General features: G+C 44.2%; 5 protein-coding genes. All 5 read left to right on the top strand.

From position 1 onward, the window contains the following. Positions 1-259: 259 nt before the first annotated feature. The 5 genes from HC733_RS04695 to HC733_RS04675 all read left to right on the top strand — a co-directional run bounded on the left by HC733_RS04695 (position 260) and on the right by HC733_RS04675 (position 15258). On the top strand, positions 260-1498 hold the full coding sequence (locus tag HC733_RS04695) for a hypothetical protein (RefSeq protein WP_190363884.1): 1239 nt from the start codon (positions 260-262) through the stop codon (positions 1496-1498). A gap of 11 nt (positions 1499-1509) precedes the next feature. Then, complete coding sequence (locus tag HC733_RS04690; RefSeq protein WP_190363883.1) at positions 1510-2445, top strand: methionyl-tRNA formyltransferase; 936 nt, start codon at positions 1510-1512, stop codon at positions 2443-2445. A 153-nt stretch (positions 2446-2598) separates the two neighbouring features. Continuing rightward, positions 2599-3093 (top strand): hypothetical protein, encoded by a 495-nt coding sequence (locus HC733_RS04685; RefSeq protein ID WP_190363882.1) that lies wholly within the window; start codon positions 2599-2601, stop codon positions 3091-3093. A gap of 118 nt (positions 3094-3211) precedes the next feature. After that, on the top strand, positions 3212-3826 hold the full coding sequence (locus HC733_RS04680) for a phage tail protein (RefSeq protein WP_190363881.1): 615 nt from the start codon (positions 3212-3214) through the stop codon (positions 3824-3826). Between the two features lie 116 nt (positions 3827-3942). Further along, a complete protein-coding gene (locus tag HC733_RS04675) occupies positions 3943-15258 on the top strand; it encodes a tandem-95 repeat protein (RefSeq protein WP_238937433.1) in 11316 nt (3771 codons plus the stop codon). Positions 15259-15271 lie beyond the last annotated feature (13 nt).

Here is a 15271-nt window from a genome sequence, read left to right as displayed (position 1 = left end):
CTCGAAGAGGGCTGGATGTTTATCCAGCCCTCTTTTTTATGTTCAGAAATGTTTGATGTTCATTTATGCAAGTGGTGCAAATCACATCAATTTTTACTTATATGCATGTTCCCTAAATTGGTAATAACAACCTATTTTTTATTAAAAACTTAGCACTTTATTGTTGCGTGTCTAGACTGAATAGAACACAGCAATGAATACCGACTGAATCTTGCCGTAATACATTTTAGTCAAGGACCCTTGGAGCTAGGCAGCAATAATGGAAAAATCGCAAGTACTTAATGATGTTTCGTTAGGATATGCAGATCCTCAAATAGATGAGTTGCTTAAACATTCAATTCGAACGCAACTTGAGTCTTTATTAAAGTCACAAGTTACTGTTGAACAAAGGCAAAAGCTATTACAAAAAAGTTTTGTTGATGCTATGGCTTTGGTATTAAGTGGTAGCAAAGTTGAGCATAAAGTGCTCATTAAAGCATTTGAGACAATGTATGAGCATGCCGTGCAGTCAATGGCGCAGGCAAAGCTTAGCCAAGAGCTGTTAACCCGCCAGTACATCAGTGCAACGGGCCTTATTATGTCACCGCATAATTGCAAACATACCATTAAAGATGTTTATCGTATCAAAGGCTATGCAAGAGGTGTTGATCAAGCCATTCAGGGTAAGCTCAAGCACAAACCATCTATTACTATTTTGTATCCCGCTTGTGGGCCTTTTGCTCCGCTACTTTTACCGTTACTGAGCTATTACAAAGACATGCAAACCTATAGTGCTAAGCAGCTTCAAGTGATGTTAGTTGATGTTCATCCAGGTGCAGTCATAACGCTTAGACAGTTAGTCAAAGACTTACAACTGGAAGATTACATAGCGCTGATTGAGGAGGCCGATGCAACAGAGTTTAAGCCTGACACGGCAATCGATTTGCTAGTGCTTGAAGCGATGCAGCACGGCTTTACTAAAGAAGGGCAGTTGAGCATTGCTAAGCACTTGGTCAAGTTTCTTAACATAGATGGTTGGATGATCCCACAAAACGTGTCGGTTAGAGGCATGATGGTGATTGGGGAAACTGAATTTAATCAGCAGTGGAAACAAGTGGATTATAGTCACTCCAACAATATGGCAAAAGATGCACTTCAAGATAGAGTGGAGCTTGGTGAAATCATCAATATAAATAAATCGACTTTGCTTAATATGCAAGAGTTAGAACTGCAAGATGGCATCAAAGTGATCCCCGCCAACCAAATTGTTTTACCCAAAGATATTACAGATATGAGCCAGCGAATTTTTGCCGTATACGCTCATGTAGAAACGTTTGCGCAAGAAGAAGTGGGGCAGTATGACTCAGGCATTACCCACCCAAGGCCAGATACCAGCGTTTATATCGATATAAAACCAAAAGATATTGAGCATACGCACTTTGTGGCAAATAGCGGCGATACTGTGCAGTTTTACTATCAAATCAGTGGATTACCAGGCTTTGTGCCAGTGAAAGTATAGAAGGAAGCACTATGCAGAGATTCGCCTTGTTCACAGGTAGCTGCCAAAGTCTACCGATAGTTCAATATTTATTACAAACCAACAAGTTGGCTTGTGTGGTGCTGATTGAAGCGGAGCCCAATCCAGACTTGGCACAATTGCAATATTGGTTACAGCAAAACCGCATACAAACGCTTCAGTTCAGCAAGAGCAATGATAATGAACTGCTAGCAGGTTTAGACAAGCTGGGTGCAAACCGTGGTTTGATATACATGTTCAGACACAAAATTAAAGCAACGCTCATACAGTATTTCTCAGGATATCTTATCAATATCCATCCAAGTCCATTGCCTGACTATCGAGGCCCTTTCCCACTATATTGGCAGTTACGAAACGCAGAAGAAACAACCCACATAACTTTACATCAAGTAAGTGAGGATATTGATAGTGGAGATATCGCCGCAGGCATGGGTGTGGATATTGCTATCCACCCATTTGAAACAATGAGCAGCTTACAACAAAAAGTAGCGCAGACTATTCCGCATGTTATAGAGCGTTTTTGCCAAGCTGATGAGCAGCAAAAACTAAAATGGCAGCCGCAATCAGCTGTGTCAGAGAAGTTGGCGCCTTTACTTGAGCATCGCCAACTTATTGTGAACTGGCGTACACAAACAGCAAAGCAAATTATGAATATGGCCAGAGCAGGCAATGTAGATACTGGCTGTGCCATTTTTACCGTCGGTAAAGATATGTTTCAGCTTTTACAAGCAAGCAACGTTGATTGTCCTATAGCGGGACTACTCCCTGGGACTGTGGTTGAGATAGATAGAAACAGAGGGTTAATTATAAAGAGCAAAGATGGTGCCGTGCGCTTTGACGTTGTTAGTACTCAGCAAGGTTTGTTTGACGGATACCGGTTTGCGGTTTTATTTGGATTAGAAGCGGGTATGACCTTACCGAGTAAGTAACAACAGAAGCACTTAGTTACTAATGAAGCAAGGTTTGCCTGCTTTTATAGTGGAAAAGCAATGTTAAGGAAAGCGGTATATAGATGTGCGTGGGTGTTATCGTTTTTTAGTTAAGACAATGCTGTGAATAGTACTTCAGAAGCGAGTTAACGAATGAAGATAAACATAGAGATAAGCAATCAATACGGATACAACATCGCTGTGTACCCATATAACAATGGAGCACTTCCAAGTAGTGATAATGCTGAAGTGATTTCCAAGTTAGAAGGAAAAGGCGCTTTAAACGTTGGGCGTGCAGAGTCTGCCATTGTTGATATTCCTGGTATGGGCAGCCTGTTAGTGCAGTTTATGGGCGAGCAAAAATTGTCAGAGTATCACGATAAGTTTTGTGAACACCCTGATGAGTTTGATCAATGCGAGCAGATGGTGCTGATCCGCTATAAAACGTCAGAGCTGTATTGGCGTTTTCCTAGCTCATCTGACAATCCTCAGGTGACTTTGAGTGTAAACGATGTAGGTACTGTGTGCGTAGGTAAAACATCGGCAGGTAGTATTCGTCAAGTTGCCTTACCTGAGCTGTTTATTCCGCCTGTATTTTCTGTTCACCCAATGGGGTATGAGCCTGAAGAGTCTCAGCAATCAGAATAGACAGTTAATCTTCAGTGTTTGAACGTTATTAGTAAGTAACATAGTTGGTGTGGCGTTCGAGAGCAGTACTAAAGTCCGCTTGTCACCATTGAGTAATTTGTAAAAATAAGGACTTATTATGTCAGCAGATTCATATATCGGTACTATGAGACCGTTCGGTGGTAATTTTACAATCCGTAGCTGGACAAGTTGTCAGGGGCAATTGCTAGCTATATCAGAGAACACTGCGTTGTTTTCTTTAATTAGTGATTTTTATGGTGGAGACGCCAGAACCTCTTTCGGTATACCTGATATGCGCGGCCGCAGTCCGCTGGGAATGGGCAGAATGATTGGAGGTGCACAGTACACGATTGGTCAGCGAGCTGGCTCAGAGTACCGAACCTTGGATGTGTCACAGATGCCACAGCATAACCATAATGCGGCATTTACGCCCAGTGGTGGCGGAGTTGCAGGCACATTGCAAGTGTCTAAAAATGCACCTAATACCACGACTCCTGACGAAGGTGCTTATTTAGCTTCGAATACAACAAGTCAAATGTATTACAAAGCGGGTGGATTTGCGCCTCCTGCTGATTTAACACAAATTTCAGGGCTAACAATTGACGGAGGTAGCACCTCTGGGAGCGTAACTGTTGGGCTAACAGGTAGCTCTGAGCCTTTCAGCATAGTGAATCCATTTCAGGTTGTTAATTGGCAGATGGTGTTGGAAGGTGTTTATCCATCTAGAGCGTAATACGCTTAGCAGGCATACAATGCAGGCGCTTTGTACAGCCTGCTTCTAAAAATAGTGATAGTTAGTAATTTTTTATTTTCTTGTCAATAGGTTAGGTTGTCAGGCTGGGGGGGCACATGAGCGATGGTCGAATTTCAACTTTTTTTAAAAGAGCACTCGTTGTATTTGCAGCGCTCCCTAGCTACCTTGTTTTTGCAGCAACGATAGATTATTCCGCCGAGTCAAACATATCAGGCCAACCGAGTTATAGTTATGTAAGTAATTCTGTTACTTATGTTTTTGACGGAGGTAGTAGCACGTCCTACACGTCTGACAGTTCAATTGGTATAGTAAATGGCATGGGGGCCTATGCAAATGATATGGTGAATGCTTCACCCACTGTATCTGCACGAGGGTACATATTCTATTCAAGTAACAGCACAAACAACTTCAGCTTAAATTCATTTATTATTTTACGAAACGTACAAACAGTCACCCCAACAGGATCGCAAGGCTTTGAGCTAAAAATTACTGGCTATGATGGTGGTACGGGTACCAGTGCTGTGGTAACGACAACTATAGATATACCAGCAGGTAATGGTAATACTACTTTCACAATGGATAGTACTAATCATTTTACGAATTCTGGCTGGAACAATATAGATACGGTGGTCTTTGAGTTTAAAGATAAAGCAAATGGCAATTATGATACTCGTTTTGCATTTGATACCGTGGTTATTACACCAATAACAAATTCTGCACCGACTAATATTTCTCTAACTGCTACCTCTATTAATCAATCTGCTACTGGTGCATCTGCGGCCGTTGGTACTTTGTCAACGACCGACGCCGATGGAGGTGACTCACACACATACAGTTTAGTGACGAATGCAGCCAGCGCTAATGGTAGTTGTACCGCTTCGGGTGATGATAACAACTCTAGCTTTTCGATTTCTAGCACCACATTACAAACTCAATCTTCTTTGGCACCAGGCAGTTATAATGTGTGTATACAAACCAACGACGCGACAACGACTTTCCAAAAATCAATCACAATCACGGTTGCGGATGATGTCGCGCCTAATGCACCGTCAACGCCTGATTTAGATAGCGCATCGGATACGGGGTCATCCACAAGCGATAATACAACGAATGATACAACGCCTACATTTAGCGGTACGGCCGAAAGCGGCTCCACGGTGACACTCTACAGTGATCAGGTAAATGGCGGGGCGACCTCTATTGGTTCGGGAACGGCAACCGGTGGCAACTGGCAGATTACTACTAGTGTCTTGAGTGCGGGCACCCATGCAATCACAGCTAAAGCGTCGGATGGCATAAATACAAGTACCAGCTCTAGTTCATTAAGTATCACCATAGACTCAACGGCACCTACGGTTACTCAAGTCACGGCAGTAACAACCCCAACCAATGACAGTACACCAAACTATACTTTTAGTACCAACGAGACAGGGATATTGGCTGTCGGAGGGAGTTGCGGAACATCAAGCTCGACTACAATCGGCTCGACGGGCAACCAAACTATCACTTTGACGCAAACCGATAACTCGACAGCATTGGCAGATGGTACGTACACAAACTGTACTGTTACAGTGACTGATTCTGCGGGGAACGCGAATAGCGCCTTAAGCGTATCATCTTTTACGGTCGATACTGTAGCTCCTACTTTTGATGGCGCAAACTCCACACCAAATGACAATGCAACTAATGTAACTGCCAGCAACGATATTGTTATCGACTTTAGTGAAAGTATTGCGTTGGGATCGGGTAACATTACTATTAGAGATGTGAGCGGCAGCAGTGACTTTGAAGTATTCAGTGTGACTACAGAGAGTGATGGGACAACCACTACTCCAGGCGCTGGTCGTGTTGGTATCACCAGCGACAAGATTTATCTCAACCCTACCAGTAGTTTAACAGGCAACCGTAATTACGCGATTCGCGTTGATACCACGGCTGTAGATGATGCCGCAGGTAACAGCTTTGCAGGGATAAGCAACGATACCACCTTTAATTTCACTACTGCTAACACCGCACCAGTTGTCGATCTTGATTCAAACTCAGGTAGTGATAACAGTAGCGCAACTTTTACCGAAGCGGGCGGAGCGGTAAATATTGCACCGAATGCGGCTGTGACAGAAGCGGATGGCGATACCATTACCACCATTACTGTCACGCTCACCAATGATCAAGATGGCGCTTCTGAGGGCTTAAATGTGAGTGCTTCTGCACAAGATGCGTTAACGGGGATTTCTGGTTCTTCAGATATTGCTTTGCAAGACACTATTACTGTGTCGGGAGCGACAGCAACAGCGTCTGAAGTGCAAACCTTCCTAAAGGCTGTGACTTATAACAACACCTCAAGTGCGCCCAATGAAACGGGCCGAACCGTGACGGTGTTGATCAATGATGGTACTGATAGCAGCGTCTCTCGTACAGCTACGATATCGGTGACTAATGTGACTGCCGCAAGCAGTTCAGCAGCGGCGTTTAATACCACCAATGGCACTAACTTATCTCCTGAGATTACTTTCACCAGCGATAATGAAACACTCACTATCGCATCTGCGAGTCATATTAGTGGTTCTACCGCAAACGGCAGTACTGGCATTGACGAATTGGTTGTTCCCAATGGTTCTGATCTTACAGGGTTCACGAGCTTAACTGGTTTTGAAACGCTCACGCCTGCAAATGATGCTTCAGTGACGTTAAGCGAATTACAGCATGATAGTTTTACCACGGCTATTAACGGTGCGGGCATTAACCAGTTCACTATCTCAAGTGGAGATGGTGATCAAACCCTTACAGGGGATAGTGATATTGAAACGTATGTGCTGGGCAGCGCCATGACCTTTACAATGGCAACGGCCACACAAAATGTTACCGGTAGTAGTGCAGCAGATACTGTGAACGTGACGAGCTTTACAGCCACTGGCGTGCTCTCGGGTGGCACTGGCACTGACACATTGCAGTTGAGTTCTGGTGCGAATATTAGTGGGGCAACGCTAAGCAGCTTTGAGTCGCTTACTTTATCAAGTGGTGCATCGGTTACGATGACCGAAGCGCAGCATGATAACTTTTCCACAATTACAGCCGCAGGCACTGAAACTATCAATATTGGTACTGCGAGTAATGGCTTAACCGGTAATTCAGCTGTAGAAAATTATGTACTAGCTGCGGCAAACACCTTTACGCTTGGTAGTGCGAGTCAAAATATTACTGGTAGTAGTGGTAATGATACGGTCAATGTTGGCGCATTAACGGCTACAGGGACTCTTGCAGGCGGAAGTGGCGCAGATACTTTGTCAATTGGCAACGGCGGCAGTATTACAGGTGCAACAGTGAGTGGTTTTGAAAACTTATCTGTTACAACTGGTGGTTCTGCAAGTATCACAATTTCACAACTCTCAGCATTTTCAGGGACGGTATCAGGAACGGGAACTGAGACACTAACGATATCGGGGGATGGTAACATTTCAACAGTTTCAGCAATCGAAAATTACACGCTGTCCGATGATTCGACTAACTCAAGAACGGTTACAATCGTTAGTGCTAATCATTCTGTAACAGGCAATTCAAGTAGTGACGCCATCACATTTAATGTAGGTACATTGACCTACACAGGCACAATTACCGGCGAAAATACGGTAGCAGATACCTTATCGTTAAGTTCAGGCGCAGATATTACCAGTGCAACGATAGCAAACGTGAGCAACTTGACTTTAGCCTCTGGAGCGTCAGTAGCAATGACGCTAAACCAGCATAGTAGCTTTAACGGTACTATCACCGCACCTAGCTCAGAAACCATAACTATCAGTGGAGATGGGAATATTACTACGCTGACTGGTATTGAAAATTATAGTGTTGGGGATGATAGCACTAATACCAGAACGATTACTGTCTCAACTGGCACCACTAGCGTAACCGCAAGCTCTAACACTGATGCGATTACATTTTCGATTGGGGGAAGTACTTACACTGGTACCCTAACCGGAGATGCAACGGTTGCTGATCAAGTGCAAGTGACTGACGGCGCCGACATAACTGGTGGTAGCTTTACCAATATTGGCTCGTTGAGCGTTGGCAGTGGTGCAACTGTTGCGGTTGATGTTGCAAATTTATCTAATTTTTCATCGATATCAGGAAGCGGTGGAACTGAAACACTCAAGTTAATGGACGGTGGCACATTCAATTTTGGCAGCACGTCTGTTTCTGCCATTGAACGTATCTCTATTGGCACTAATAATAATGCCACAATCACTTTAACAGACAACTTTAGTGCTGACGGGCAAACAGTTTCTGTTATTAATTCATCAGGCAGCGCTATCACAGCTGGATTGGTGATAAATGCTTCTGCGTTTGCAACAGATGTATTGCAAATTACTGCCACAGACTTAGATGGTTCAGATACTATAACGGGCGGCAGTGGTGCAGATACCATTCGCCCTGGTGCTGGCACTGATTCTATGACTGGGAATGGCGGCAATGACAACTTTGCAGGTGCAGTTAGTGACTTAAATGGTGATACCATTGCCGACCTTGCAGCGGGCGATACCATCACTATTACAGGAATCACAGGGCTTACCACCAGTAATGTGCGCTTTAACGGTACTGGCACGCTAGAGGTTGATACTGATGCAACTACATTTGCAAGTCCAGAAGTGTCACTCACATTGACCAATGCACCAGCGAATGATTTGGTATATACAGTGGCAGATTCAGGCAGTGATACTGTAATTACATTTGCTGCAGCAAATAATGTACCTGCATTTAGTAGCTTAAATGGCGGTAGCACGTTCACAGAAAACGGCTCACCTGTCGTGATAGATAGCGATATGACGGTTGCTGATACAGAGCTAGATGCACTCAATAGCGGTAATGGTAACTATAATGGTGCATCATTGACTATAGCTCGCTCGGGGGGGGCTAGCAGCAAGGATGTGTTTAGTCATAGCGGCTTGCTTGGAACCTTAGTACAAGGTAACGCGTTTGCGTATAACTCTATATCGGTCGGCACGGTTACTACTAACTCATCTGGCACTTTAGTACTTTCCTTTAACAGTAGCGCGACATCAGCTTTGGTTGATGGTGTTTTACAAGCAATTGCGTATGGTAATAGCTCTGAAGAGCCCTCATCATCGGTGACTTTAAATTACACATTCAATGATGGCACAACTAATAGCACGGGTACTAACCAAGCGGTGGTAAATATTACCGCTGTGAATGATGCGCCAACGGATATAGCTTTAACAGCGACCTCTATCAACCAGTCCAACACGGGGGCAGCAGCTACTGTTGCTACCGCAAGTACCACAGATGCAGAAAGCGCAGATAGTCATACCTACAGTTTAGTGACAGCCGGTGCGAGTGCTAATGGCAGTTGTGCTGCAAACTCAGGCAATGGTAGTTTTCAATTTTCCAGCAGTACGTTGCAAACTCAAGGTTCAACATCACCAGGTGATTATGTTATTTGTGTGCAAACCAGTGATGGCACTACAACATTCCAAAAGTCGTTTACGATAACAGTAAACGATAACGTGGCGCCAAATGCACCTTCAACACCTGATTTAGATTCTGGTTCTGATTCAGGTGCTTCAAGCACAGATAACATTACGAATGATGCAACACCGACCTTTAGCGGTACTGCTGAAAGCGGCTCAACGGTGACTTTATACAGCGATCAGGTAGGTGGTGGCGCAACATCCATCGGAAGCGCAACGGCAACGGGCGGAAATTGGCAAATTACTACTAGCACGCTGGCCTCCGGAGTGGCTCATTCTATCACTGCAAAAGCAACTGACTCTGCAAATAATACCAGCGCCAGTTCAAGTGCATTAAGTGTGACAATTGACACTACAGCACCAACTACGCCAAGTACCCCTGATTTAACAGCAGCAAGCGATAGTGGCAGTTCAAGCACAGATAATTTGACCAACGATACAACCCCAACCTTTACGGGGACAGCTACGACGGGTGACACTATCACGCTTATTTCTAATGTAGATGGTTCGATTGGTAGTGTGGTGGCAAGTGGGGGAGCGTGGAGTATTACACCAAGTACTGCTATTGCCTCTGGTGCTCATTCAATCTTTGCCCGAGCAACTGATACGGCGGGTAACACAACCGACAGCGCGAGTTTGTCTGTCACCATAGATGCCACAGCGCCGTCAGGAGTCAGCGCTTCAATCGATCAAAGTACAATTAATGCAACTAATGAATCGGCTCTAAGCTTTACGCTATCCAACTTAGAAAGCTCAGGCACTTTTACCTACCAAATATCCGATGGCACAAGTACGGTGAGCGGCAGTTCAACTGCGATAACAAGCAGTTCGCAGCAAGTTACTTCTATTAATGTAACAGCTTTGGCCGAAGGCACTTTAACTCTGTCTGTCACAGTGACCGATGTTGCAGGAAATCAAAGTACTGCATTTACTGACACTGTTACTAAACAATACAATGTTGCTCCAACGGCTGGTAACGATAGCCTTACTACGCTTGAAGATACGGTGGGTTCATTAAATGTATTAAGTAATGATAATGACCCAGAGAATGCATTGGTCGCCTCTTCTGTCACGGTGAAAACATCTCCAAGTAAAGGTCAGATATCAATTAATAATGGAACAGTTACTTACACCCCTAATGCCAATGCTAATGGCTCTGACTCCTTTACATATACGGTAAAAGATTCAGCTCAGGCTGAATCAAATGTGGCAACGGTATCGATAACCATTACACCGGTAAATGATTTACCTGTAGCGGCCAATTTCACGCCAAACATTAGCGAAGATACGCCTACATCGGCGTTAACAGTCAGAGCTAGCGCTACGGATGTAGAGGACACAAACCCAACAGGTAATATTGAACTAGCAACACAGCCAACTAAAGGGAGCGTCAATATAGACCAAACTGCAGGTACGCTGATTTATACACCAAATGCTAATGAGACTGGCACTGATAGCTTTACCTATACCATTTTAGACAGTGCTGGTGGTCGCTCAAATGTTGCGACTGTGTCTATTAATATTGGTGCCGTGAATGACAGACCTGTGGCGGGCAATGACTCAGTGACGACTAATGAGGACACTGCGACTACTTTAGCCATTCTAGCTAACGACACAGACGTTGAAGACAGCGGGTTTGTTGGTGCTGATATAGCACTTGAGGATAAAGGTAATGGTGCAGGAGTATATACCCAAGCAAACGTAACGATTGCCACTGACGGTGTGATTACAATTACACCTAATTTAAACCAAAATGGTACGTTAACGTTTACTTATACCATCGAAGATAGTGATGGGCTGCGCTCTGACCCAGCTACGGTAACAGTCAATATCACAGCGGTGAATGATGCACCGGTGGCTGCAGACAACACCGCGCAAATACTTGAAGATGGTAATATCGAAATTAATGTATTGGGTAATGATACTGATGTAGATAGCCAACTAAACACGTCGAGTGTAACGGTTGTCACTAACCCACAAAGTGGCAGTGCACAAGTGCAAGGCTCAGGCGCTATTTTATATACTGCAAATGCCAACTTCTTTGGTAATGATAGCTTTACTTACACGGTGCAGGATACCGAGGGGTTAACTTCAAATGTGGCGACAGTGAATATTACGGTTTCATCCGTCAATGATGCCCCCGTAATTTCTGGTACACCGCCGACTTCTGTAAATGAAGATGTGAGCTATAGCTTCACACCAACTGCAGTGGATAGTGATCAAGACACATTAACATTTAGCGTCAGTAATTTGCCTGTTTGGGCTAGCTTTGACAATACCACAGGGGCGATTACTGGCACACCTACAGAGGGTCAAGATGGCACCTACTCAGGTATTGTGGTAACGGTTCGCGATGGTCAGACAAGCGCTTCACTTGCAGCCTTTACTATTGTGGTGGTGGCAGTCAATGATGCGCCCACAATACAAGGTATTGCGCCAAGCTCCGTTAAGCAAGATGAGCTATATAGCTTTGTACCGCAAGCCGCAGACGTAGATTCTACTTCTCTCACATTTAGCATTGCAGGCTTACCAAGTTGGGCAGTCTTTGACTCAGCAACAGGTAGCTTAACGGGTACTCCTTCGCGGCAAAATGTTGGGGTTTACGATAATATCGTCATTACGGTAAGCGATGGAGAGTTGCAAACCAGCTTACCTGTTTTTGCCATAACAGTTGAACCTATAAATGCCGCACCCGTTGCAACCGATATGCAGCAAAGCGTTAGAGAAGACGGGACGACTAGTTTTGCCGCTGCGGTAGAGGATGCTGATGGTGATACACTCACGTTAACACTGCAAAGTCAGCCACAAAATGGCCAAGTAACGATTCAAGGGACTACCTTCAGCTATACACCATTGCCTAACTTTAACGGCAGTGATGGGTTTACCTTTATAGCGTCTGACGGAGAGTTAAGTTCACAGGTTGCAACTGTCAGTGTGAGCGTATTGCCAATCAATGATGCGCCGATAGCCGTTGATGACAACTTTGTATTTGACTTTGTATCTACCAATCAATACGAGCTGCCAGTACTTGATAACGACTCAGATGTAGATGGAGATAAAATCACCATTGTCGGTGCTAAGGCATCACTAGGTACAGTTAGCATTACAGATAGTGCACTTGTTTACCAAGGTGTGAGTAATGCTCAAGGGCCTGTTACCATAAAATATGTGATTACAGATGGTAATAAAGCGCGCGCTTCTGCGGTGGCTACGCTAACCATTATTAATGTTAACGGTGGCAGTGCACCAACAATCCAAGCGCCTAATGACATTACAGTCAATGCAACAGGCTTGTTTACCAAAGTAGACCTAGGAACGGCGGTTGCAACTGATAGTCAAGGCAACCCTCTACCGGTCTCACTGACTCGTAATACACCAATATTTGCGCCTGGTACACATATTGTTTACTGGCAAACGGTTGATAGTAATAACTTAGTTGCAACAGCCAGTCAGACGGTGAATGTTAATCCGCTAGTGTCGTTGCAAAAAAATAGCAGAGTTGCCGAAGATAGAAGTCATTCAGTGAGTGTTTATCTTAACGGTATAGCGCCTAGTTATCCTGTTACGATACCTTACACAGTCTCTGGCACGGCAGATAGTAGCGACCACGATTTACAAGCGGGCGAGGTAGTTATTAGCTCAGGCACTGAAGCGAAGATCGAGTTTACTATTTTTGCAGATAGTTTAGTTGAGGGTAACGAAACTATTGTGATCTCCTTAGATAGCAGTTTAAATGTTGGAACTAAGTCATCATCAACAGTGACAATAGTTGAGGATAACGCAGCGCCATCAATAACCACCAAGGTGACTCAAAATAATGAAGAGCGCAGCTTAATTACCGCGACCAATGATGAGGTGCAAATTAACGCCTTGGTATTTGATCCTAACCCGAATGATCAAGTTACTGTTTCTTGGCAAGCCGATTCCAGCTTAGTAAATAGTACAACAGATCCGCTTCAATTTGTGTTTAACCCACAAGGCGTTGCAACGGGTATCTATAAAGTCAGTGTCACGGCGCAAGATAATGCGACGCCGAGTTTATCAACGACCAAAGATATATTTGTTGAAATTATTGAATCGTTGGGGGCACTTGGCGGAAATGACTCAGATGGAGACTTGATCCCAGATGACCAAGAAGGTTATACAGACTCTGACGGTGACGGCATTCCTGATTTTCAAGATGCCATCTCTGAATGTAATGTTATGCAAGAGCAAGCACTTGAATCAGGGCAATTCCTAGTTGAGGGTGACCCTGGGGTTTGCCTACGCAAGGGTGTCACTGTGTCACAAAACCAAACTGGTGGTTTGCAGTTACTAGAGTCAGAGTTACCTAATGACCCTAGCGCAACGAATACCGGTGGGTTATTTGACTACATTGCGACAGGACTACCGCAAGCCGGTGATGTTTACTCAATTGTACTCCCTCAGCGATTACCTGTGCCTCTTGGTGCCATTTACCGTAAGTTGAAAAATGGCCAATGGACAGATTTTGTGGTTGATACCGACAATCAGCTTTTATCTGCTCAAGGTGAACCTGGATTCTGTCCTCCTCCTGGTGATAGCCAATGGGTGAGTGGCCTAGCTGAAGGCGCTTGGTGTGTGCAATTGAGAATTGTTGATGGTGGACCTAATGATGATGATGGTATTGCTAACGGCACAATTGTTGACCCTGGTGGTATCGCGGTGCCTGTAAGTAATAATGCATTACCAAAGGCAAATGTAGACACCGCAACAATCGTGTCAGGGCAATCTATCTCAATCAATGTGTTGGTCAATGACACGGACCAAAATGGTGACTCACTGACAATAACCAGTGCTACTGTGGACTTTGGTTCTGTAGAAGTTCTTGATGAGCAGCTTCACTATACGCCACCCAATCTGTTTATTGGCCAAGCAACGATTCAATACAGTATTACTGATAACAAAGGTGGCACATCTAGCAGTACTGTGAGTGTGTCGGTGATAACGAATAAAGCCCCTGTAGTTATAAATGATAGTGCTGTTAGCAATGGTGGTGCTGTGCTGGTAATAGACGTGCTAGCGAATGACAGTGACCCAGAGGAAACCTCGCTATATCTGGTTTCTGTCAGTGCAGAGCAAGGTAGTGTGACTATTAATGTTGATAATACCATTACCTATATGCCAAAAGCTGGCTTCTCAGGTACAGACACTATCACTTATGTGGTCCGTGATGAATATGGTGCATCGGCACAAGGTTTTGTATCGGTGGTAGTAAATACGCAACAAAGTACGACTATCACAAATAGTTCATCAGGATCACTAGGAGGGTTACTTGTGTTACTAACAACAGCAACATTTATTCGCCGTAGCCAGTTGTTAGCGACAATGCTAATGGCGTTTTGTATCACTGCTATGGGTGCTGCTCAGGCAAATACAGAGCTATGGAAGTTTACAGGAAGTATTGGTCAAGCTACTGCCGATACGAAACTTCGAGCCACGCAGTTATCAATTGAAAAAGTAGATGATAAAGGCACAAGCTGGTCTATCGGAGCATTTTACGAAGTGCTCCCAAGTTTGCATGTTGGACTGAGATATATCGATCTCGGAGAAGGTGAGGTGCGCTTTTCAGGAGATGTAAGCTCCGCTGAGCAAACCCAAAATTTACTCGCCAAAGAAGCTCCCGTTTTGCCCAGCGGCATATCGGCTCAAGTTGATTTTTCTCAGGCCATCACTAAGCGCTTTAGTGGTAGAGTATTTATTGGCTTATTACGTTGGCAGTACGAAATAGACAGTAAGCGTGATAGTGGTAATTTGCTAACATACAAAGATGATGGATTTAGTGGCTATTTAGGTGGTGGTGTTTACTATGAAGTATCAGCTGATTTGTCGGTTGGGTTAGATTATAGTCACTACTTTTTATCAAAAAATGATATTGGTGAAATCGCGTTAGGGCTGCAATATCGTTTTTAGGTACGTAGTTGTA

It is taken from the genome of Pseudoalteromonas sp. S16_S37, from assembly GCF_014694405.1.
GTDB lineage: Bacteria > Pseudomonadota > Gammaproteobacteria > Enterobacterales > Alteromonadaceae > Pseudoalteromonas.
The sequence above is the reverse complement of the archived record's forward strand: the minus strand, read 5'-3'. Positions and strand labels throughout refer to the sequence as shown.

Coding starts and splice junctions, on each gene's coding strand:
- HC733_RS04695 (WP_190363884.1), top strand. CDS start 260: ATGGAAAAATCGCAAGTACTTAATGATGTTTCGTTAGGATATGCAGAT.
- HC733_RS04690 (WP_190363883.1), top strand. CDS start 1,510: ATGCAGAGATTCGCCTTGTTCACAGGTAGCTGCCAAAGTCTACCGATA.
- HC733_RS04685 (WP_190363882.1), top strand. CDS start 2,599: ATGAAGATAAACATAGAGATAAGCAATCAATACGGATACAACATCGCT.
- HC733_RS04680 (WP_190363881.1), top strand. CDS start 3,212: ATGTCAGCAGATTCATATATCGGTACTATGAGACCGTTCGGTGGTAAT.
- HC733_RS04675 (WP_238937433.1), top strand. CDS start 3,943: ATGAGCGATGGTCGAATTTCAACTTTTTTTAAAAGAGCACTCGTTGTA.